Source organism: Paenibacillus xinjiangensis, from assembly GCF_059686975.1.
The window spans coordinates 1-21,526 of record NZ_JCAALS010000021.1; the positions used below are offsets into that span (position 1 = coordinate 1).

The 21,526-nt window shown below is 46.2% G+C and carries 19 protein-coding genes; 7 read left to right on the forward strand and 12 right to left on the reverse strand.

Features of this window, described 5'->3' with window-relative positions; genetic code table 11:
- Nucleotides 1-170: 170 nt before the first annotated feature.
- Nucleotides 171-488, reverse strand: a complete 318-nt coding sequence (locus AC6ESP_RS19815) for a phasin family protein (protein ID WP_497098469.1) — start codon at nucleotides 486-488, stop codon at nucleotides 171-173.
- A gap of 176 nt (nucleotides 489-664) precedes the next feature.
- Here AC6ESP_RS19815 and AC6ESP_RS19820 point away from each other — a divergent pair, with 176 nt between their 5' ends.
- Together AC6ESP_RS19820 and AC6ESP_RS19825 are read left to right on the forward strand one after the other, a co-directional pair.
- Nucleotides 665-1,246, forward strand: a complete 582-nt coding sequence (locus tag AC6ESP_RS19820) for a Crp/Fnr family transcriptional regulator (RefSeq protein ID WP_497098470.1) — start codon at nucleotides 665-667, stop codon at nucleotides 1,244-1,246.
- 60 nt (nucleotides 1,247-1,306) lie between these two features.
- Complete coding sequence (locus AC6ESP_RS19825) at nucleotides 1,307-2,152, forward strand: SDR family oxidoreductase (RefSeq protein ID WP_497098471.1); 846 nt, start codon at nucleotides 1,307-1,309, stop codon at nucleotides 2,150-2,152.
- Here the strand turns inward: AC6ESP_RS19825 and AC6ESP_RS19830 are convergent.
- Nucleotides 2,046-2,897: an ATP-dependent DNA ligase gene (locus AC6ESP_RS19830; protein WP_497098472.1), complete on the reverse strand. Its 852-nt coding sequence runs from the start codon at nucleotides 2,895-2,897 to the stop codon at nucleotides 2,046-2,048. The genes AC6ESP_RS19825 and AC6ESP_RS19830 overlap by 107 nt on opposite strands.
- Nucleotides 2,898-3,049: 152 nt before the next feature.
- On the opposite strand from AC6ESP_RS19830, the gene AC6ESP_RS19835 reads away from it, so the two are divergent.
- Both AC6ESP_RS19835 and fabV read left to right on the forward strand, forming a co-directional pair.
- Nucleotides 3,050-3,259, forward strand: a complete 210-nt coding sequence (locus AC6ESP_RS19835) for an alpha/beta-type small acid-soluble spore protein (protein ID WP_497098473.1) — start codon at nucleotides 3,050-3,052, stop codon at nucleotides 3,257-3,259.
- Nucleotides 3,260-3,456: 197 nt separating this feature from the next.
- Nucleotides 3,457-4,653: an enoyl-ACP reductase FabV gene (gene fabV, locus AC6ESP_RS19840; protein WP_497098474.1), complete on the forward strand. Its 1,197-nt coding sequence runs from the start codon at nucleotides 3,457-3,459 to the stop codon at nucleotides 4,651-4,653.
- 71 nt (nucleotides 4,654-4,724) lie between these two features.
- Here the strand turns inward: fabV and AC6ESP_RS19845 are convergent, their stop codons facing one another.
- Both AC6ESP_RS19845 and AC6ESP_RS19850 read right to left on the reverse strand, forming a co-directional pair.
- A complete protein-coding gene (locus AC6ESP_RS19845) occupies nucleotides 4,725-5,480 on the reverse strand; it encodes a DUF3891 family protein (protein WP_497098475.1) in 756 nt (251 codons plus the stop codon).
- A 119-nt stretch (nucleotides 5,481-5,599) separates the two neighbouring features.
- The gene (locus AC6ESP_RS19850; RefSeq protein ID WP_497098476.1) at nucleotides 5,600-7,978 is read right to left on the reverse strand and encodes a glycoside hydrolase family 95 protein; all 2,379 of its coding nucleotides are present in this window, start codon (nucleotides 7,976-7,978) and stop codon (nucleotides 5,600-5,602) included.
- A 146-nt stretch (nucleotides 7,979-8,124) separates the two neighbouring features.
- Here AC6ESP_RS19850 and AC6ESP_RS19855 point away from each other — a divergent pair, with 146 nt between their 5' ends.
- Entirely contained in the window at nucleotides 8,125-8,952 is an 828-nt protein-coding gene (locus AC6ESP_RS19855) for a helix-turn-helix domain-containing protein (protein WP_497098477.1), read from the forward strand.
- Nucleotides 8,953-9,126: 174 nt separating this feature from the next.
- On the opposite strand, the gene AC6ESP_RS19860 is transcribed toward AC6ESP_RS19855, so the two are convergent.
- The 5 genes from AC6ESP_RS19860 to AC6ESP_RS19880 all read right to left on the reverse strand — a co-directional run bounded on the left by AC6ESP_RS19860 (nucleotide 9,127) and on the right by AC6ESP_RS19880 (nucleotide 14,554).
- Nucleotides 9,127-10,152 (reverse strand): LLM class flavin-dependent oxidoreductase, encoded by a 1,026-nt coding sequence (locus AC6ESP_RS19860; protein ID WP_497098478.1) that lies wholly within the window; start codon nucleotides 10,150-10,152, stop codon nucleotides 9,127-9,129.
- Between the two features lie 129 nt (nucleotides 10,153-10,281).
- Nucleotides 10,282-10,602, reverse strand: coding sequence for an ArsR/SmtB family transcription factor (locus tag AC6ESP_RS19865; RefSeq protein ID WP_497098479.1), 321 nt, complete (start codon nucleotides 10,600-10,602; stop codon nucleotides 10,282-10,284).
- A gap of 823 nt (nucleotides 10,603-11,425) precedes the next feature.
- Nucleotides 11,426-11,560: a hypothetical protein gene (locus tag AC6ESP_RS19870; RefSeq protein WP_497098480.1), complete on the reverse strand. Its 135-nt coding sequence runs from the start codon at nucleotides 11,558-11,560 to the stop codon at nucleotides 11,426-11,428.
- Between the two features lie 422 nt (nucleotides 11,561-11,982).
- A complete protein-coding gene (locus AC6ESP_RS19875) occupies nucleotides 11,983-13,725 on the reverse strand; it encodes a stalk domain-containing protein (RefSeq protein WP_497098481.1) in 1,743 nt (580 codons plus the stop codon).
- Between the two features lie 196 nt (nucleotides 13,726-13,921).
- On the reverse strand, nucleotides 13,922-14,554 hold the full coding sequence (locus tag AC6ESP_RS19880; RefSeq protein WP_497098482.1) for a nitroreductase family protein: 633 nt from the start codon (nucleotides 14,552-14,554) through the stop codon (nucleotides 13,922-13,924).
- 403 nt (nucleotides 14,555-14,957) lie between these two features.
- On the opposite strand from AC6ESP_RS19880, the gene acnA reads away from it, so the two are divergent.
- Nucleotides 14,958-17,666 carry an aconitate hydratase AcnA gene (acnA, locus tag AC6ESP_RS19885; protein WP_497098483.1) on the forward strand — a complete coding sequence of 903 codons (2,709 nt, stop codon included), beginning with the start codon at nucleotides 14,958-14,960 and terminating at the stop codon, nucleotides 17,664-17,666.
- A 146-nt stretch (nucleotides 17,667-17,812) separates the two neighbouring features.
- Here the strand turns inward: acnA and AC6ESP_RS19890 are convergent, their stop codons facing one another.
- On the reverse strand, nucleotides 17,813-18,505 hold the full coding sequence (locus AC6ESP_RS19890; RefSeq protein WP_497098484.1) for a TerC family protein: 693 nt from the start codon (nucleotides 18,503-18,505) through the stop codon (nucleotides 17,813-17,815).
- Between the two features lie 236 nt (nucleotides 18,506-18,741).
- Between AC6ESP_RS19890 and trhO the strand changes: the two genes are divergently transcribed.
- Complete coding sequence (gene trhO / locus AC6ESP_RS19895) at nucleotides 18,742-19,671, forward strand: oxygen-dependent tRNA uridine(34) hydroxylase TrhO (RefSeq protein ID WP_497098485.1); 930 nt, start codon at nucleotides 18,742-18,744, stop codon at nucleotides 19,669-19,671.
- A gap of 70 nt (nucleotides 19,672-19,741) precedes the next feature.
- Here the strand turns inward: trhO and AC6ESP_RS19900 are convergent, their stop codons facing one another.
- Complete coding sequence (locus AC6ESP_RS19900) at nucleotides 19,742-20,293, reverse strand: GNAT family N-acetyltransferase (RefSeq protein WP_497098486.1); 552 nt, start codon at nucleotides 20,291-20,293, stop codon at nucleotides 19,742-19,744.
- A 232-nt stretch (nucleotides 20,294-20,525) separates the two neighbouring features.
- Nucleotides 20,526-21,512 carry an ABC transporter substrate-binding protein gene (locus AC6ESP_RS19905; protein WP_497098487.1) on the reverse strand — a complete coding sequence of 329 codons (987 nt, stop codon included), beginning with the start codon at nucleotides 21,510-21,512 and terminating at the stop codon, nucleotides 20,526-20,528.
- Nucleotides 21,513-21,526 lie beyond the last annotated feature (14 nt).

Sequence of the window (21,526 nt, forward strand, 5' to 3'; positions counted from 1 at the left end):
CTTATTTAGATTAAAAAAGACGGCTCTATTCCCAAAAACTGGGGGTGAGAGCCGTCTTTTTATTCGTGTCACTTAGCTAATCCGAAAAACTACAAGTTCTTCAGTGGCCTCGCAATTTGCCGATATCTTTTGAGATGCCGGAATTTGAGCCCTACTCTCATGAGAAGGCCTTAATGATCCGAGGCTGCAAGGTTCTGGTTCTCCAGCTGCTTAATTCGTTGCTCCAACCGCTCAATATCTGCCTTCATCGCGAAAGGCTGCTCGGATAGCGCCAGCTGAACTCGTTCCCGAATGATGCCCTCTATTTGATCCCGCATTTGATTCCCTTTATGGAGCAGTTCATTCACGTAATCAGTTGATTCCGCTTTGCTAAGCTCCCCTTTCTTCACCCAATCCTCTGCAACCTTCTCAATCTGCTCCTTGCTTGTTATGGCAAATCCTAGCCCCAACGAAATCGCTTTGTCGAACACATCCCTTACCTCTTTCATGACTATCCATCTCCTTGTGCTCATTTTCTTTATAGACAGTTTACGCAATTCGCCTGAAATACAGTCAAATTCACTGGAGCTGTGCTGCTCCCTCCCTGCGACAGCGAAATAAAGGTCAAGACGATGCCAATAACGTATATATAGAGACGTAAGCTGACAAAGGAGACGGATAGTCTATGGAGAATACGCTGCGCAGCTATGTTTCGCAGTTACAATGTTCTATTCCTGATACGGAATGGCAATGGTTTGTTGCAAGTTGGAAGTCTCAGAGGCTAAGCAGCAATGATTATTGGGTTCGTTCAGGTGAGCAAGCAGACTCGATTGGCTTTTGTACACAAGGGTTATTTCGGTTCTTTTACGTTACTGAGAATGGGGATGAGCTTAATAAAAGCTTCTGTGGAGGAGGAGATTTCGTAGCTGCATTCAGCTCGCTTATTCGGAGACAGCCCGCTTCCTTATCGATCCAGGCGCTGGCGGACAGCGAGGTATGGGTCCTTTCCTATGAGGAGCTCGAAGCCTTATATGACAGACATGTGTGCTGGGAGCGCTTCGGTAGAAGGCTGGCGGAGAATCTGTTTATCAAAAAAGAAAGCAGAGAACGAGAGCTGCTCCTCTGCACGGCTGAAGAGCGGTATCGATTGTTCCTGCAGGAATATCCTCAGCTGCATCAGGCTATCCCGCAATATCATATTGCTTCCTACCTGGGGATTACACCTGTTGCTCTGAGCCGAATACGCCGCCGAATGAACCGAGGTTAATGAACCGCAGCTATCCTCTGTTGTATAGTTGTGTCATCTTTTACTTAGGAGATGAAGCGAATGAGGAAATCAGGTCATACCATCTTAATTACAGGTGGAACTTCAGGAATCGGCTTAGCCTTAAGCCGACGATTCGTTGAATATGGGAACACGGTTATTGTTGTAGGAAGAAGTGCTGAGAAACTACACCGAATTCGACAAGACATACCGCAAATAAAGACGCTCCAATGTGAGCTAAGTGATCGCCGTGAGCGGTTGCAGCTTGTGGAGATAGTTCAGGAGCAATATGGGGATTTAAGCGTTATTGTGAACAATGCTGGCATCCAATTCAATTATAATTTGCTGGAAGAACGTAATCCTCCGATTGCAGAAGAGATTGAAGTGAATCTAACGGCCCCAATTGAGCTATGTGTTCATTTCCTGCCGCTGCTAGAAGCAAGAGATGAAGCAGCTATCGTCAATATAACATCAGGCTTGGCGCTGATACCCAAAACCTCTGCCCCCGTCTATTGTGCGACCAAGGCCGGATTACATTTGTACAGCAAAGCACTGCGCAATCAGCTGGAAGGGACCTCGATCCGAGTATTTGATGTCCTCCCAGCGCTGACCGATACGGATATGACCCGGGGACGTGGCCGCAACAAAATGACTCCTGAAGCGCTGGTAGATGAATTCCTCCCCGCTTACTTCCGCAATCAGGGCGAAATTCCGATCGGACCCTTAAGCTGCTCCAATGGCTGCTTCGGCTATCCCCTAGAATGGCCGATCGTATGTTCAAAAACAGCTAGCCTTATAATCCTTATGATCCGATCTTCACAGCATTGGACAGATCATGAAGTGCAACCAGCTCGGATCTTCTCATCATCCCGTTCCGGCTACGACTGCGGTATCGCACAGTTGCCGTGAGTCCAGGCTCCACATAGACGAAATTTCGATCCTCACCACGAATAACAGCATTAGCCGTCAATTGCCTGCGCTGGGCGGGTGTGATGGCATCCTCAATAATAGCTACCGTCGTTCCGTCCAATTGACCAAGCCAGCCCAAACGGTCTTTTCGCCAACCCGCAATCTGGATATCCTCATAGCGATAGTTAATGATTTTCAGCCAGCTTGCACTATGTCCCTCTTCATATAGGCTATCCTTGCGCTTGCCTGCAATTCCTTCCAGCTGCCTATCCCTGATCATATTGAACAAAGCTTGTCCTTCTGCTTCTATATATATCATTTTATGAAAATAAGCATTATTGTCTAACAGCTCATGGAGCAGCTTCTTACGCTCGATTAAAGGCCGCTTCCGCATATCGACGCCATTATAATACAGAATATCGAATATAAAATATCGGACGGGCCATTGAATCGAGCCTTCACGAATACGAGGGGCTCGATTCATCCGGTAACGCTCAATGAGTGTCTCGAACTGTGGAGCTCCTGTTACCGGATCGATATAGGCAACCTCTCCGTCTAGAATAACGTCTGCCGGCCTCTGAAGCGGAACCTTAAGCAGCTCCGGATACTGCCTCGTTACATCGTTGTTGTGCTTGGTGAACAAGCGCGCTTTGCTATTAATGAAGGATAACAATAATCGATGGCCGTCAATCATGGGCTCGAATATGTACTGCGAGTCGTCAAAGGGCTTTTCGTGCTTACTCATGAGCATCGGTGCCATAAACATATCCCCTTCACCTCCGTCTAACGATTTTACCACGGAAAATTCATTTGCGAGGACGGTAAATAAAGGTCAAATTAACGAATAATCCTTATTTCCATTTCGCATAATACAAGCAAGAAGGAGGCTGAGAACATATGGCAAGATCTAATAATCAACTACTCGTCCCTCAAGCTCGCGCCGCTCTTGAACAACTGAAATATGAAGTGGCTCAGGAGCTTGGAATTTCACTCCCTGCTGACGGCTATTACGGACATATGACAACCCGTGATATGGGATCGATCGGCGGTTCTATTACCAAGCGTCTCGTTCAGATGGCTGAACAGCAAATTGCAGGAAGATTCTAGATTAACTGCCAGCACGAATGCTATGAAAGGCTGTCCCGAAGCGGTTTTTTTCGCCGAACAGGGTTCAGCCTTTTCTCCTTTAGAGGGGAACCGATAAGCGAACCTTTCCTTTAGCGCTAAAAATAGGTAAAATGAGATAGAGTTGTCCTCATCATGCATAATACTTACGAATTTTATAGTAGAGAGGAATATCCCATATGAACATTCAACCCAAAACACGCGGCTTTATTTGCACAACCGCACATCCAGAGGGCTGCGCACAGCAGGTACAGCGTCAGGTAGAATATGTGAAAGCGCAGCCAGCGATTGCTGGTCCCCGCAACGTCCTTGTAATTGGAGCATCCACTGGCTATGGATTAGCTTCACGCATCGTCTCTTCGTTCGCGGCTGGCGCCAACACGATTGGCGTTTATTTCGACAAAGCGGCTGAAGGTGCGCGTACGGCATCTGCAGGCTGGTATAATTCCGCAGCATTCGAACAGGCTGCACAAGAGGCAGGGCGCAAATCCTACAGTATCGTTGGCGATGCCTTCTCTGACGAGATCAAAGCGAAGACGATTGATTTGATCCGTAGTGAGCTTGGTACAGTCGATCTTGTTATTTACAGCGTCGCTTCTCCTCGTCGTACGCATCCTAAGACAGGCGAGACCTTCTCTTCCGTTATTAAGCCTATCGGAGAGACCTATTCGAACAAAACGGTGAATTTCCATAACGGAGAAGTGTCGGAAGCGACTATCGAGCCAGCAACAGAAGATGAAATTCGCCAGACCGTTGCCGTCATGGGCGGCGAGGATTGGCAGATGTGGATCGATGAGCTTGGGCAGGCAGGCGTGCTTGCTGAAGGTGCAACTACGGTTGCCTATTCGTATATCGGTCCCAAAATTACGCATGCTGTCTATCGTGAAGGAACAATCGGCAGAGCGAAGGATGATCTGGAAGCAACGGCTCTTCGCCTGAATAAGCAGCTCGCTGCGAGCAGCGGCGGCCGCGCCTTCGTATCCGTCAACAAAGCTCTTGTCACGCAATCAAGCTCAGCTATTCCTGTTGTGCCTTTGTACATCGCTGCATTATACAAAGTCATGAAAGAACACGGACTGCATGAAGGCTGCATTGAGCAGATGTACCGTCTGTTCAGCGAGAGATTATACGGACCTAACGAAGTGCAGGTGGACGAGAAGGGTCTTATCCGGATCGACGATTGGGAGATGCGTGAAGAGATTCAAGCGGAGGTTGCAACAGCATGGGCTGAGCTCACTACAGAGAACGTATATGATCTGTCTGATCTCAAAGGCTACCGCCGCGAGTTTTTCCAGCTGTTCGGCTTCGAGACGGATGGCGTTGATTATGAGGCGGATACGGATCCAGCAGTGGACATTCCGAACTTAGTTAACTAATAAGCTGTGTAAGCTGCAATAGAAACACCAAGAGGAGAAGGCCTACCGCCGTCTCCTCTTTTCTTGTCCTTTTATTGGCTGGCAAATGTTATCCTTCGCTGCTTCTGCTTCTCCTCGCTGTAAGCATGTGCAATTCCCAATCGATGAACGGCTTCCTTGCTTACATCCTTGTAGACCAGCGACAGCTCTATTGGTCGGATGAAAGGATATGCAGCAAGCTCAATTCTGTCGGTTCCTCTCCACTCGGCGAATATACGGCTGTTGCCTTGACCATCCATCGGATAAGTGAAGCCTCTAGCGAACCATTCATATTGGCTGGTTGGTGTGCCGGGCTCCTTCATGCAGGCGAATAAAGAGAGCTCATCACACAATATAAGCGCTTTCATCAATAAACTCAGCTGTTCCTCATTCACCTTAAGCTGCTCTTTAATTCGATTCTGCCTCTTATATTCTTGGGCTAGGAACAGCTTTGCATCGTCATTATCGAATTTCTCAACAAGTGACGTGTACAAGCCGCTGCATAACAATGCCGAATACGGGTTGATCTGCTCGATCTCATTTAACCCTTTGGTATAATACATAAACCGAATTTTGGGCGGAAAATCGACAAAGGTAAACGGCTGCCTTGCAGCATCATTCCACAGCGGCCAGTTATCCAGATCAATCCAGCCTCGGTCATGCTCGTAAGCTGCATAGATAACATTGCCGCTCATCTTGTCTCCGATCATTGGCAGTTGATCCCATGCCGACATCAATTGACCAGATATTCGAGCATGCTCATGCTGTTCAATACAGACATAAGCATCTTCTTTCTCGTATACGATCATGAGATTGCCTCACCCTCTTTCTCCACTTATTTTACTCCATTTCATGCTAGCATGCTACCAATCAGCAGCAAGACAATAGCCCCCCATCTGCTCAGATGAGGGGCTGTATGGTCGCAAGCTTAACTCAGCTGCTTCTTCACAGCCTTCAATACATAACGTTGACCTGCTATTGTATTGAACGTTAAGTCAGCTTCTTCGTTCCGAGAAGCAGTATCCGATTGAGCTAGTACAAGTTCTAGCGCTGAGGAGGCTGCAATACGGCAATGTCCTCCTTGTGTGGATACAATTTCAGCATACTCTATGCAGCCATTGCTCCAAGACATGCTAACCTCGAAGCCTCCACGTGCTCTCAGACCTCGCACTTCTCCGGTATGCCAGCTGTCTGGCAGAGCAGGCAACAGACGGATAGCTCCATCATGTGATTGCATTAGCAGCTCTGCAACACCTGCGGTGTAACCGAAGTTGCCATCAATCTGAAAAGGTGGATGAGCATCAAATAGATTCGCATATACTCCTCCTCCAACCACGCTCGTGTGATCACTATCCACTAACCGAAGCAAATTACCAATTAGCTTATGTGATCGGTTGCCATCTCCGAAGCGGGCCCATAGATTAAGCTTCCAGGCAAGACTCCAGCCCGTTCCCTCATCACCCCGCCGCTCAAGTGATTGTCTCGCTGCTGCGTATAGAGAAGGGGACTGCTCCTCCGTCAGCTCAGAGCCCGGATATATCCCGAACAAATGCGAGACATGTCGATGATGCACATCCTCATCTTCGAAGTCTGATGACCATTCCTGAAGTTGTCCATATTGACCGATCTGATAGGGCAGTAGACGACCTCTTGCCTCCGTCAACTGTGCACAGAAGGTCTCATCCTCGCCAAGCGTCTTCGCTGCTTGGACACAATTGCCGAATAAGTCTCTTATAAGTGCCATGTCCATCGTTGTTGCCTTGCTCACAGCGGCAAGCTTACCATCTGGTCCGATGAACTTATGCTCAGGCGATGTTGATGGAGAAGTAACCAAGTATCCATCTGAATCCTCGATAAGAAAGTCCAGACAGAATAATGCTGCCTCCTTCATAATCGGATAAGCCTTCTCACGTAGATAATTCGTATCTCCGCCGAATAGATAATGCTCCCACAAATGTGAGCACAACCAAGGCGCTGCCATGAACCAGCTCACCCATATCGGATCTCCATGACCATAAGCTCCCACAGGAGCCGCTTGACACCAAATATCACTATTATGATGCGCCACCCAGCCCTGAAGGCCATAATTCTCCCGCGCGACGACAGCTCCCGACTTGGCTAAATTACCGATAAAGTCAAGGAGTGGACTGTGGCATTCTGCCAGATTGCAGGTCTCAGCCAGCCAATAGTTCATCTCTACATTAATATTAAGCGTATAGTTACTGCTCCATGGCGGCCTAGTCTCTTTATTCCATATCCCTTGTAGATTAGCCGCCTGTGTACCTGATCTAGAGCTTGCAATGAGCAAATATCGGCCAAATTGGAACAACAGCTCGACTAGATGAGGGTCAGACGAGCCATACTTAGCCACTCGCTGATCTGTAGGCATATCGGGAGATATATCCGATTCGCCCAGCTTCAGCTCTACCCGCTGAAATAACGGCAAATAATCCTCCACATGTCTAGCATATAAGTCTGGGTAAGCTGCAGCTAGTGCAGCTGCAACATGACCTTCGGCAATAGGTGCCGGCTCGCGTCCATCCTTCGCCGGATCACGGTCGAAGCCATTGAAGCTTGTTGCAGCACTGAACACAAGCGTTGCTGACTTCGCCCCATCAACATGAATGCCATCATGATCCGTATACTGCTTGCCACCCTCTAAGGTTAGAGCGAGTCTGCCTTCGAACGCCATTCCTTGAGACTCCTCATATACGAATGGATTGTCCGTATGGTAATAGCTAGGGTCTACATGCGAAGGAGCACGCCCAGTCATGATGAAGTGCTCAGCATCTGTGCTGGTTGTATTCTGAAGTTGACTATTCAGTCTCGTTGTGAACGCAAGGGCTCCCTCCTGACTCGCTTCGAGCCTTACTATGATCACTTGATCGGGATAAGAAATGAACGCTGTCCGCCGATATTCAACCTGCCCAATCGTATAGCGAGTAGTCGCTACCGCATCATTCAGATCAAGGCGACGTTCATAGCCGCTTGCTGTGCCGCCGTGATGGAATTGAATGGTCCAATCTCCTAACGGCATGTAAGACTGCGTGTATGGCCCCATCATTTGCTTGCTTAGCTTATCTGCATCGCTATATTTCTGCTCATCGATGAGTCTTCGAATGTCAGGCAGCAGCGTCTTGGCATTCGGATTCGTTCCGTCCTTCGGGCCGCCAGAGTACAGTGTATCCTCATTCAATTGGAGCAGCTCCGTCTCAAGCCCGCCGAACACCATTGCACCCAATCGGCCATTGCCAAGTGGCAATGCCTCTGTCCATTTCACTGCCGGTTTATTATAAAATAATTCCATCAGAGCTCTCCCCCGTACTTCTCAATAGTTATTGTAGTAACTCGAGCCTAGGTACAATGAAAACTTTCTATTGTCTCCTCGATCCATTATGATAAAGACATAACGACAGAGACTTCTGAAAACTAACCGAATGCAGGTGAATACTCTTGATTATCCAGCGTGAAGAAAGCGCTTTAACGGATCTGTTGCAATCCCTGCACATTGAATTACTCACCGCTCATAAATCCCAGGTTACGATTCACTGGGCAGAGAGTGACAGTCTCCAAGAATATAATAAATTCTATTTCATTCGTGGAGGCGAAGGATGGCTGAAGATTGGAGAAGAACAATTTCACCCGAAGCCCGGCCAGCTTTGTCTGCTGCCCGCTCATACGCCGCATTCCTTCTCTGCCATCAATGACCGTCCATTCTTGAAGTACTGGTGCCACTTCTCAATAACCGTAGGTCCCTTCGATCTGTTCCAATGGATACGAGTACCGTTGTGCATCGATATTGCAAATACAGACAGGCTTACTGAGCTCTTCCAGAGAATGATCGCTTACCATGAACAGGATTCCATATTAGCCCGCTTAGGTGAAAAAATGATTCTGTTAGAGATCGTTTCGCTATTTCTTGAGCTTGTACCTATACGTGTGCTTCAGCATCGTACGGAAGAGATGAATCGTCTCAGTATTATTCAGAATTATGTTGAGAACCACCTGCAATCGGGCATCAGAGTAGAACAAATGGCAGCAGCACTCCATCTGCATCCGAACTATTTCATCGCTTATTTCAAGAAACATTTCGGCGTACCGCCGCTTAAATATGTCAATCGCAAACGAACAGAGAGAGCCAAGCTGCTATTAACGACAACATCGCTCAGCATCAAAGAAATTGCTGATTTAACCGGATTTAAGGAGACGAACCATTTCACTAAATTTTTCCGCAAAGTAACGAGCCTGTCTCCAACCGATTACCGCTCTTCTTTCACTTAATGCCAGCATAAGCTGTACCATGTTCCCTCTCTTCGATTATAGAAGCACCGTAGAAGCTAAGCGATGGAAGAAACTAAGGTTTACCTGCAAATAAATAACGTTATCTAGATGATGCCTAAGTATGTTAAAGGGATGAGCAGCCCTCTGCTCATCCCTTGTGTTCTTGCTCTATTATTATTGAATGCCCATCTGTGCAATAAGCTCATAAGATTTCAAGCGCTCTTGATGATCAAAAATATTGGATGTAATAATAAGTTCATCTGCCTGCGTCTCTTCGATAAAAGTATTCAAGCGCTCCTTGACTGTATCCGGCCCGCCTTTAATCGCTGTCCGCAGCTGTTTCCGCACAGCCAGCTCCTCATATTCATTCCACATATTCGTCATATCTCTAGGCGGCTGGATTAGTCTTGGCGTCCCGCCACGAATCAGATTCAAGAACTGCTGCTCCAGCGTACTTCCTAGAATTTCTGCACGCTCGTCGGTGTCAGAGGCTATTGCATTAATACCGACCATTGCATATGGTTTCTCCAGATATTCCGAAGGTCTGAAGCTGCTGCGGTACACTTGCAGGGCCGGCATCGTATAATCCGGAGAGAAGTGACTGGCGAATGCGAACGGAAGACCGAGCTGTCCGGCCAATCTAGCACTGAAATCACTGGAGCCAAGCAGCCAGATTGGTACGTTAAGCCCTTGTCCTGGCACTGCAATAACACGTTTATCAGCCGTATCCATACTGAAGTAGGATCTCAGCTCCTCTAGCTGCTCTGGGAAATTCTCACCGTGATTCATCTCTCTGCGTAATGCCATCGAGGTTAAGCGATCACTGCCTGGAGCACGCCCCAGACCGAGGTCGATTCTGCCCGGATACAAAGATTCCAGCGTACCGAATTGCTCTGCGACCATAAGAGGTGCGTGGTTCGGCAGCATAATACCTCCTGAGCCAACCTTTATCTTCGTAGTTCCTCCTGCAATATAACCAATAACGACTGAAGTAGCGGAGCTTGCGACTGCCGGCATATTGTGATGCTCAGCTAGCCAGAAGCGGTTATAGCCCCACTTCTCAACATGCTGAGCAAGATCAAGACTATTACGAAGAGCCTGCCTTGGATTGGAGCCTTCCGTTACCGGAGCGAGATCAAGAACGGACAACGGGATGTTGCCTAATTTTTTATTGGAGGTTGTTGAGTTAGCTGCAGCCATTGTAGTTGTATTCTCCTTTTCATTCAAACCCATTAGTGTAATAACAAATATCTAGATATATAGATTAATATATGTTAAAAACGAGCATCCATTCACGAACATGCCAGCCTATTCACTCAAGGCTATTCCTTAGAGCTCACGCTGGACATATTCGTAAAATTGACGAATCGTTTCCTCGTTTCTGCGGTAATACGTCCACTGCCCTACGCGCTTCGATTCAAGCAAGCCCGCTTTTTGCAGCGTTTTTAAGTAGCTGGATATGACGGATTGCGCGAGTCCTGACTTTTCTTGAATAAAACCTACGCATACCCCATTCTCTAGATCACATTTGAGTGGGATTTGTTGGTTGTCCACCAGATCCTTCAAATGTATCGAAGGGTCCTTGAGCCACTCCAAAATTTGCAGGCGTGTTTCATTCGATAGTGCTTTATAAATGAGTAAAGGTTCCATGACGCTATTATATATCTATTTTTATAGATATGTAAAGCCATGACAATCGTAAAGCCTGGTTAACTAGTACCTGCTATATGAAATTGACTATTTCAACTGTCGTTTAAGAATATATGTATTTGGGCTTTCTTTGACTACCAGTTCCCAGCCTTGATCACCAAGAATATTTAGAACTCTGATGAGGGAGATATCATTGAATTTGGGAAGATGCTCCTTTTCGTCCAAAAAGTATCTTACGCCGTATATATCATCCTGCTTTCTCAAGACCGTATATTCAAACTTCATGACCTTCACCTCTTATTCTTTTTTCGAGTTCAAGCTAGGTCTTTAAAATCTCACCGTTCATCTTCCATACTATTGAAATGTTCCATCGCTTCAAGGCATATTTTCCTTGTAATTTCAGTTGTCGGCGAATAACTCAAAAAATCGCTCCACCCACGGTTAATTTTGATACACACCATGCCAATTCGATTAAATTTATAATCAATTGATCCAAAGTCGATATGAGAAGTGTCTTCAAATATACAACCCTCCTTTAGCTTAACGGGAACTTAGTTCAACGTACTTATTCTTCACCGTTCATGCCATATGTACTGAAGCGACAATGCCAGCCATCCTCGGTGAATAGTTCCCCTTGCAAGCCGTCACTAACTTCTGCTACATTCACTCCATCTACAATTACGGCGATCTTTTCATCAAGATCATGAGCCTCTTGTAATCCAAATAGTAAGTCATGTATTCCATTATCTATACAGCTAACGACTACTTTTCGAATGATAGCTAGTTGTTCTTCACTGAAATGATTCAGCCCAGCTTGAATCTGCTATAACGAAGGAGTCTTGTACTTTCCGTTACTGAGCATATAATAATGATCAATAGCTCTGTCTCTGCTGTTATCCATCAAAAACTTCCCGAATTTATCAAGTGTTGGAATGGTAGAGGAATTGTTTTCAGACATAAGAGCACCCTTCCTTAATTCAAGCTTAGTTAGTTCATCAGTTCCAGCCGACGCTGGACATAATTATCCATCAGTGCATAAACAACACCAACAGTCCCGAAGATTAAGATAGAGCTGCTAATGTTCAGATGATAGGTCTGAATGAAATGTTCATACAATTTATGGAATATGAATATCCCTCCCATTGCACCCAATACAAAGTATATAAGCACTCGCGCAATTGAAGTTGTTGCAAATTCGCACCTCCATTGCCAGCAGTCGCCTTATCGATAGGTATACATAGAACCTGCTCGTTATTTCAAATTTTCACAAAAAATACACCTCTTATGCATCATCGGTTTCCCATATGGGTTGTTCCAATGTCTACACTAAGAGGTGTACTACCAAACAAGTCTAGCATATGCTCTAGCTATGAATAATCTTTATTTGATCGTCAGCGGAAGGAACAGCATGTTAATAGGAAGATTGCTTCCTGACGCTGGGGAGAACTCAATCGTAACGCGCTCCTCCTGACTTCCTGTTCGATAGAGCACACCGGCATCATTCGCATCAGTCAGAATGTTGGCGTTCGTCATATAAGTGAGCTTTCCGTTGACAAGAAATGCCCCGCCATAATGGCCGCCACGTGCATTAAGTGCGATTAGCGTATTCGGCTGTACGCGCTCAAGCGTTACAGTATAATTCACTCCATAATTGCCGCTGTTTATAACCTCTGTCCCTAGTGTAGCATCAACACCTGGCAAGTATGAGTCGAATGTTTTGTCCGCAAGAACCATTCGCGAGCCTGTACCTCCGAGGGAATCAGCTATCGTAATCGAACGATCGGCATTCTCGAACGTACCGCGGGCATGCTTACCGTCCCAATCTAGAACAGATAAGTCCGGAAGAGCTTGGAATACATCTTTATCCGCATCTACGACTACTACGCTGAATTGAATAGGAGCTGAGGTTTGAACATCAGCATGAACCGTAATCACTTTCCCCGTCGATAGGACAGTATTGCTGATCTCACTCAATACAATACGGCTTTCACCTGCCGGGATCGTGGTCGTTAGATTCGACGCTGTGCCTTCCAGGTATCGTGCAAGTGCTGCTTTGCCTGTTGCAGATACGTAAGTAGACGGACCACCAATACCGATGCGGCCGGCTTGGACAGATGCTGCCTTTGCATTGACGTTCGTTGCCATAATATAAATGCGGGCAGGCTTAGTACGATTGTTCTGATTATGAATGAGGAACCGTACATTACCAGATACAGTATCGGAATAATAAATGCCCTCTTCTATTATCGTCTCTGGGCTATTCGCTCGAATGAGCGTCTGCTGCCCTATGCTTGCAGCTGTATATGCAATGGTCGGCAAGGTCAATACACTGCTTGATACTATCGGGAATTTATCTCCAATAGGAGTATACAGACGATTGAACTCATCTTCCGAATACAATTGTTCGCCAGTAATTACAATAGTTCGGGAATATTCAGCAACAGCCCCATTCGTATCCGTCACTCGAAGTGTTACAAGCTGCTCCCCGGAAGTGAAGAAGCTCGACTTGTTATTGGTCCACTCTGTCTTGGCAATCCCTTTATCATCTGTACTCTGATCTGTATATTCAATCCGTTCACCCATCTGATAAGATTCTTTGTCCGTTACAAAAAAGGCTGTCGGAGCATTGTCCGGTTCCTGCACAGGAACTGACTCGCTCCAGGTTAGTGTAATTGTCTTCGCCTTGGTATTCAGCTTAAGCGTCATTGCAAGTGGGCTGACAAGTGAACGAAGCGGAATCATAAGGGAGCCGCTCTTCTCATAAGGAACACCAGAGGCTATTGAGCTGACACCATTAACAGAATAATATTTCGTATTCAGCTTATAGACTAGCTTGATCTTTGCGTTAGACAATATGTATTCCTTCTTAGCCGAATTATAAGCAACCTTAAGACCAAGTCTTTCGCCAATCGAGCGTGCTGCCACATAAGTAACACCTTGCTTCTCTGTCATCGGCTGGCTAGCTGTGTACAAGATTCCACCGTCATACATTTGTTTCGATTGTTGAATAAGAGTGAGCTGCCTCGTGGCGTTAGCGGCACTTACATTTGCTGTCTGCAGCGGAATTGTAATTACGCACAGTAATATTACGATCATTGCGGGGATACCCAATCTTTTAAACATCATAATCTCCTTTTGCTCTGTCTAGTTGCTCTATCTCAATCATAAACGCTAGATTAGACAAAAAGTTGCTCTAGTTTGCGAATGGAATAACTTGGCTTATGCCTTACCGCAACAAAAAATAGCCATGCAGCAGCTGCACAGCTATTTCTTCCAATCTATCTACTGATCACCTATAGTAGAGCTGCCTCGAATGGAATCAATGACCTGAGAAGGTATTGATGCTAATGTACTCGTTAATCGGCTTCCGATACCCGCGCGGGCGAACCTTGGCTGGATCACTTTTACCAACGGTAATCAGCATAGTTGGTACATACTTCAGAGGAATCTCGAACAGCTCCTGAAGCTTATCCGGATCGAAGCCGATCATAGGACAAGTATCCCAACCCAAATCCTTCGCAATCAGCATGAGCTGCATAGCAGACAGGCTTGCATTCCTAATCGCCTCGTCACGTTGGAACACTTCCCCGCGCCCTTCGTATAACTGGCGAACATCCTCATTCTGCCGGTCATAATCGAACTTGCTCAGCATACCGAGAGCAAGCATGCCTTCATTCATTTCAGCTACATGCTCATACGCCTTCGTATCTCCAAGCACAATAATAACAGCAGATGCTGTTTTGACTTTATGCTGGAAGGAAGACTCATACACTTTATTCTTCGCTGCGGGATCTGTAATGACCAGATAATGCGCATGCTGCAGATTAAAGGCAGATGGCACGAATCTATTCAATGAGAACAGCTGATGAATATCTTCTTCGGTAAGAGGTACCCCTTCAATAAAGTTCATTGCCGATCTTCTTGTCTCAATAATAGTCTGTAATTCTGCCATGATGTGTCTCTCCTTCATCGGTTATGTACCGTTTATGTATGGTTCGGAAGTTGCTGATATTAATGATTATTATAATATATTTACTTTATAATTGTAAGCATAATTTCAATAAAGTAATGGCGTCATAGCCGCTGCAACGGAATACATCACTCTATCATTCAAAGATAGTAGTGGTAAAGTCTGGATAATGGTAGATTTTCCAGCTTATTTCGTGTATAAAAATCCATCTTTATCCCTGTGTTTTCCCTTTACGAACAGCTACTTTTAGAGCTATAATAGAGATATCGCGATTTTGAAATAGTGTTTCACAGAATGAAACAATGGTAAATGAACGTCTTTTTATACTCTGTGGCAAGCACTGAAATCGTCTAATTTAATCATTCAAAGGGGGAGCTCCTACAACATGGCAAACCAAGATCATTACTCTGTGCGTTCCAATCTTGAGGTTGGAGGCAAATCTTATGGTTACTACAGCCTTCAAGGACTAGAAGCACAAGGGCTAGGCGAAATTTCCAAACTTCCATTCTCCATTAAAGTATTGCTCGAAGGCGCTGTACGTCAATTCGATGGACGCGCAATTACGAAAGAGCATGTGAAACAGCTTGCTACTTGGGCTGTTAGCCGCGATGATAAAGAAATTCCTTTTATCCCTGCACGTATCGTATTGCAGGATTTGACCGGCGTACCGGTCGTAGTTGACCTCGCAGCTATGAGAGAAACAGTGAAAAAAGCCGGTGGCGATCCGAAGAAGATCAACCCGCTCGTTCCTGTCGATCTCGTTATCGACCACTCCGTAATGGTTGATGCATTCGGTTCACCTGATGCACTAGAAATTAACCAACGTATCGAATTCGAACGTAATGCTGAACGTTACCGTTTCTTCCGCTGGGCACAAACAGCGTTTGACAACTTCCGCGCAGTACCGCCGGATACAGGTATCGTTCACCAAGTTAACCTTGAATATTTGGCATCCGTTGCTGCTACGAAAACCATTGATGGCGAAACCTTCGTCTTCCCTGATTCACTCGTAGGCACGGACTCACATACAACAATGATCAACGGTCTTGGTATCGTAGCTTGGGGCGTTGGCGGTATTGAAGCTGAAGCTGGTATGCTCGGCCAACCGCTATACTTCGTAACACCGGAGGTTATCGGCTTCAAGCTGACAGGCAGCCTTGCAGAAGGCGCTACAGCAACTGACCTTGCACTAACGATTACACAAATGCTTCGTAAAAAAGGTGTTGTCGGCAAATTCGTTGAGTTCTTCGGCTCGGGTCTATCCAACATCAGCCTTCCTGACCGTGCAACTGTTGCCAACATGGCTCCAGAGTACGGCGCAACAGTCGGCTTCTTCCCTGTCGATGCAACTACACTGGACTTCCTGCGTCAAACAGGCCGTACAGAAGAGCAGATCGCTCTGGTTGAAGCTTATTACAAAGCACAAGACATGTTCCGTACTGACGCTACACCAGATCCTACATTCAGCGAAGTGGTTGAGCTTGACTTGTCGACTATCGTACCGAGCCTTGCTGGTCCGAAACGTCCACAAGACCGTATCGAGCTGACTTCGATGAAGGATTCATGGAATGATATCGTCCGTACTCCTGTCGATAAGGGCGGCTATGGCCTGTCCGATGCGAAGCTTGAAGAAGTTATTGAAGTGAAGCATGTGAACGGCAAAGTAAGCAAAATGAGCGCAGGCGCGGTCGTTCTAGCAGCTATTACAAGCTGTACGAACACTTCGAACCCTAGCGTTATGATCGGTGCCGGTCTCGTTGCGAAGAAAGCTGTTGAACGCGGACTTGTTAAGCCTGATTATGTGAAAAGCTCGCTGACACCAGGTTCACTCGTTGTTACAGAATACTTGATGAAATCCGGACTTCTAGAATCTCTAGAAGCACTTGGCTTCCACGTTGCAGGCTATGGCTGCGCAACTTGTATCGGGAACTCGGGTCCACTTCCTGAGGATGTAAGCCAAGCCATTGCGGACAACGATATGACTGTTGCGGCAGTTCTGTCTGGTAACCGTAACTTTGAAGGCCGTATCCATGCACAGATCAAAGCGAACTACCTGGCTTCACCTCCGCTTGTTGTCGCATATGCGCTTGCAGGCACTGTGAACATCGACTTCGCAAGCGAGCCAATCGGCTTCGATCCGAACGGCGAGCCTGTATTCCTGAAAGACATCTGGCCAACGAACCAAGAAATCTCGGATGCAATGGGAGCTTCCCTGTCTCCAGAGATGTTCCGCGCGAAATACGAGAATGTATACACGCAGAACGAGCGTTGGAACGCAATTCCAGTACCAGAAGGCGAGCTTTACGAGTGGGATCCGAACTCCACTTATATCGCGAACCCTACCTTCTTCGACAACCTTGCTGATGGCATTCGTGACGTAGAAGATATCAAATCGATGAAAACCTTGCTCTTGCTAGGCGACTCAGTTACAACTGACCATATCTCCCCAGCGGGCAGCATCAGACCTGACGCTCCTGCCGGCAAATACTTGATCGAGCATGGCGTTGAGAAAAAAGACTTCAACTCTTATGGCTCGCGTCGTGGTCATCATGAAGTAATGGTACGCGGTACATTCGCTAACATCCGGATTCGCAACCAAGTTGCACCTGGTACAGAAGGCGGCTTCTCCACTTACCAGCCTACTGGCGAAGTAACATCCGTGTATGATGCTTCTATGAAATACCAAAAAGACAAAACGAACCTTATCGTTATTGGCGGTAAAGAGTACGGTACAGGAAGCTCACGTGACTGGGCAGCCAAAGGTACTTTCCTACTCGGCGTAAAAGCGGTTATTACAGAAAGCTTCGAACGTATTCACCGCTCGAACCTCGTGGGCATGGGCGTTCTTCCGCTTCAATTCCAAGAAGGTCAAGGCTGGAGCGTTCTAGGCATTACTGGTCGCGAAACCTTCGATATCGTTGGTCTGAGCAATGATGTGCAGCCTGGTGATAAAGTAACCGTTGTTGCAACTCGTGAGGACGGTACGAGCTTCGAATTCCAAGCGATCGTTCGTCTGGACTCGCTGGTAGATGTAGACTACTACCGTAACGGCGGTATTCTCCAAACTGTACTCCGTCAAATGATCAACGGCTAATGAATAGCTAATGATTAAGGGGATGTGCCAAGGATAAGGTGAACAACCTTCCTTCGGCACATCCCCTTTTTAACACATTCATCTATGCTAATTAACGACTAAGGGGCGTCGCACAGGTCAATTGACCTCTCACGACACCCCTTGTATTATGCGTTGCTATGCTTGCCTGCGACCTTCTTCTTCATTGCATTCGTCCACAAGCCTGCCGCGATGACTACTATAACGGCAAATGCCATGAATGAGTAGGTAAGAGCTGGATTGCCTTCGAACCAATGCTTGATTTGCGGTTCATGCGTGATCATCTTAGAAGCGGTATAAGCAAGAACAGCCGAACCTACGTAGATGATCCAAGGCACTTTGGTCATTAATTTAATGAAGAGAGTGCTGCCCCATACGACAATGGGGATACTAATGAACAATCCAATTACGACGAGCAGCAGATTGCCGTGTGCAGCTCCAGCTACCGCAATTACATTATCTAGACCCATCGCTGCATCAGCAATGATAATGGTGCGAACTGAGGCCCATATCGTGTTGCCAGCCTTAATGTCTGAATGCTCTTCCTCTTGAACGAGAAGCTTGTACGCAATCCAGAGCAGCAAGAACCCGCCAACGACGAGCAGCCAAGGCACCTTAAGCAAATAAACGACCAGCACAGTTGCGATAATCCGCAGGACGACTGCCCCTGCAGTCCCCCATAGTATGGCTGGCTTCTGTTGATTCTTCGGCAGTCTTCTGGCTGCCATGCCAATGACGATAGCATTATCGCCGGCAAGAATCAGGTCAATGAAGATGATCGACAACAAGGTTGAAAAAAAATCGACTGAATATAAATCCAACGTGTTTCCCTTCTTTCTTCCAATTAAGGCGGACACAGCTTCATCATGCAAACCGTCGTACATCCTATAATTATAGCCCATTTTCTTAACAAAAAAAATTAACGTTCCTATTCAAGCTTCTGCATCCTCAGCTTATACTTTCCTCTTTTTCAAGAAAGTGTCCGACGCTTACGCGTTGACTAACGCTTCTAAGTGGTTTAGCATAGTAAGATAAAACTATTCATTGGAGATATGTCATGAGCGAAAATAAACCTTACCACATTTTGTTATACTACAAATACGTACACGTTGACCAATATGAGCAGTTCGCTGCCGAACACCTCGAATACTGCAAGTCGCTAGGGGTAAAAGGGCGTATTCTTATCGCCGAGCAAGGCATCAACGGTACATTATCTGGCACTGATGAGCAGACTGAAGCCTATATGGAGCATATGCGCAGCAATCCGCTATTCTCTGATATGGTGTACAAAATCGATGAATCAGATACCCATGCATTCAAAAAATTGTTTGTTCGTCCGAAGAAAGAGCTCGTTACACTGCGTTATGACAAGAAGCTGGATCCTAACGTAGTTACCGGCAAACGTCTCTCTCCTAAGGAATTTCATGAGCAGCTGCAGCGTGATGACGTTATCGTCCTTGATGGGCGCAATGACTATGAATACGATATCGGTCATTTCCGCAATGCGATTAAACCAACCGTTGAGTCTTTCCGCGAGTTCCCCGAGTGGATTCGCGCTAACTTGAGCGATGCCAAAGACAAACCAATCCTGACTTACTGCACGGGCGGTATCCGCTGCGAGACGCTGACTGCTGTACTCATTGAGGAAGGCTTCAGCAATGTCGCTCAACTGGAAGGTGGCATCGTTACCTACGGTAAAGACGAAGAGGTTAAAGGCAGACTGTTCGATGGCAAATGCTATGTATTCGACGAGCGTATCTCGGTTCCAATCAATAGTACGGATGAAGACATCGTCGTTGGCAAATGCTATCACTGTGGCAAGCCTGAGGACCGTTACATCAACTGTGCCGATGATCTGTGTCATCGCAAGCACATCTGCTGTGAAGCTTGCGAAGAGGAGCATGAGAGCTATTGCTCGCCAGAGTGTAATGAGAATGATGCTCCTAGACGTATCCTGAAGGTACTCGCTAACGTATCTAACAACTAAGCTTTCATTTGCCATACTGAATAGGGGCAAACCACAGCATGAGAAATCATGCTCTGGTTTGCCCCTATTGTTATTTGTTGCTCGATTCCCATTCGTCCTTCAGTAGTCCATAGATTACTCGATCAAGGTATATATGATGAAGCTTCTCGTAATTTCGAATGGTCCCTTCCTCCACAAATCCAAGACGTTCAGCAATAGCACGGCTTTTCAGGTTATGGACCGCTGCGCCAATCTCGATCTTGCGTAGATCAAGCTGTTCAAAAGCATGCTTAACGAATAATTGACAGGCTCTGGTCATTATTCCTTTGCCCTCATATTGCTCCCCTAACCAATATCCGATCTCTGTTCGTCTGCTATCCCAATCCATATGCAAGTATCCAATTGATCCTGCTAGATTCCCCTTATGCCATATCCCCGCCCAATATCCGTTATTATTCGCGAATCTAGTCAAAGATCTTCTAACGAACGCCTCAGAATCTTCTACGCTATGTGTCTGATCAGGGAATGCGAGCCATTGCCTAATGGATTCCCGGCTATCATTGATTAATTCGTAGATTTGACTTGCATGTCTTACTTCAAAAATAGAAATATAGGTATCCTCATCAATTATCGCTTTGTACAACAGCTCCAGCCCTTTCTATTTTTCAAAATACACTATTGTCATTTTGTCATTTATTACTTTTGTTATTCCCGTTCTTTTATAACCTAATTATTCATACAAGTAACAATTCCCATTACATCTATACCTCCTATTAAATCGATAATACCATAAATATACAAATCATCCATACAAAAAAACGCGCAGCCTTTGTCTGATTCACTCAAGACATAGGCCGCGCGTTTTTCATATTATTTTATTGCTGCTCGCCTGACAGCCAGGCTGCCAGCTCCTCCGTCTGCGACAATACCGCAATCGGATCATAATACCAAGAACGTTCTTCCTTCCATACATAGACACGGTTATTCTTAACAGCATCTAGTGTATTCCAGACCGGATCCTTCTTGAAATCTTCCAGCGTACGAGTATTCGAAGTGATGATGAGATAATCACCAGCATACTCAGGAAGAGCCTCCAGAGACAGCTCCTTCCACTGCTTCTCCATAATTTCATCAGCAACCTCAGCTCGCGGTTTACGGCCTAGCGCCTGATAAATTGGCTGTCCACCACGGCCAAAGTTGTCACCATAGGTGTATACTACTTTTTCCATGTCTTCAAAAATCGTAAAGGTTGCATCCGCTGGAATCGCTTGATCAACCTTTGCTTTAGCTGCCGCAATACGTTCGTCATATTGTTTGAGCCATGCTTCCGCTTCTGCCTGCAGACCAAGCAGCTCACCGAAATAAGTTAATTCCTCATGGGCATTTTTCAAGTCACCGTAAGGAATCGTTAGCGTTGGAGCTACCTTCGACAGCATTTCATGACGGGCTGCATCATCATTCCCCGTGATGATCAGATCCGGCTGCAGAGCTACAATTTTTTCAATTGAGCTGTCTCCATATGTACCAATATCCTCAACCCCGGCCAGCGCTTCAGAGAAATATTGATTCTCAAGCTGAAGTCCAGGTGTGCCGACTGGCTTAACACCAAGAGCAATCAACGGACCCAAATAATCATCCGCAACAATTCGCACCGGTTTCGTTGGAACCTCAACATCACCGAATTTAGTTGATACGGTCTTCGTAGTAGCTTCTGGCTCAGTTGTTGGCGCTTCTGTTGCTGCCGGCTGATTCGTAGCTGCAGCCTCCGTATTGTTCTGATTGGCTCCACAAGCTGTCAATAGAAGCATGAATAGAAGAAGACTAATCCCCCATCCTTTATTCAACCCTTGCTTTCTTTTCATATTCGTATTCCCCT

What these genes read in the sequence shown, in the direction of transcription:
- AC6ESP_RS19815 (WP_497098469.1), bottom strand. Translation starts at nt 488, where the DNA reads ATGAAAGAGGTAAGGGATGTGTTCGACAAAGCGATTTCGTTGGGGCTA.
- AC6ESP_RS19820 (WP_497098470.1), top strand. Translation starts at nt 665, where the DNA reads ATGGAGAATACGCTGCGCAGCTATGTTTCGCAGTTACAATGTTCTATT.
- AC6ESP_RS19825 (WP_497098471.1), top strand. Translation starts at nt 1,307, where the DNA reads ATGAGGAAATCAGGTCATACCATCTTAATTACAGGTGGAACTTCAGGA.
- AC6ESP_RS19830 (WP_497098472.1), bottom strand. Translation starts at nt 2,897, where the DNA reads ATGAGTAAGCACGAAAAGCCCTTTGACGACTCGCAGTACATATTCGAG.
- AC6ESP_RS19835 (WP_497098473.1), top strand. Translation starts at nt 3,050, where the DNA reads ATGGCAAGATCTAATAATCAACTACTCGTCCCTCAAGCTCGCGCCGCT.
- fabV (WP_497098474.1), top strand. Translation starts at nt 3,457, where the DNA reads ATGAACATTCAACCCAAAACACGCGGCTTTATTTGCACAACCGCACAT.
- AC6ESP_RS19845 (WP_497098475.1), bottom strand. Translation starts at nt 5,480, where the DNA reads ATGATCGTATACGAGAAAGAAGATGCTTATGTCTGTATTGAACAGCAT.
- AC6ESP_RS19850 (WP_497098476.1), bottom strand. Translation starts at nt 7,978, where the DNA reads ATGGAATTATTTTATAATAAACCGGCAGTGAAATGGACAGAGGCATTG.
- AC6ESP_RS19860 (WP_497098478.1), bottom strand. Translation starts at nt 10,152, where the DNA reads ATGGCTGCAGCTAACTCAACAACCTCCAATAAAAAATTAGGCAACATC.
- AC6ESP_RS19865 (WP_497098479.1), bottom strand. Translation starts at nt 10,602, where the DNA reads ATGGAACCTTTACTCATTTATAAAGCACTATCGAATGAAACACGCCTG.
- AC6ESP_RS19870 (WP_497098480.1), bottom strand. Translation starts at nt 11,560, where the DNA reads ATGTCTGAAAACAATTCCTCTACCATTCCAACACTTGATAAATTCGGG.
- AC6ESP_RS19875 (WP_497098481.1), bottom strand. Translation starts at nt 13,725, where the DNA reads ATGTTTAAAAGATTGGGTATCCCCGCAATGATCGTAATATTACTGTGC.
- AC6ESP_RS19880 (WP_497098482.1), bottom strand. Translation starts at nt 14,554, where the DNA reads ATGGCAGAATTACAGACTATTATTGAGACAAGAAGATCGGCAATGAAC.
- acnA (WP_497098483.1), top strand. Translation starts at nt 14,958, where the DNA reads ATGGCAAACCAAGATCATTACTCTGTGCGTTCCAATCTTGAGGTTGGA.
- trhO (WP_497098485.1), top strand. Translation starts at nt 18,742, where the DNA reads ATGAGCGAAAATAAACCTTACCACATTTTGTTATACTACAAATACGTA.
- AC6ESP_RS19905 (WP_497098487.1), bottom strand. Translation starts at nt 21,512, where the DNA reads ATGAAAAGAAAGCAAGGGTTGAATAAAGGATGGGGGATTAGTCTTCTT.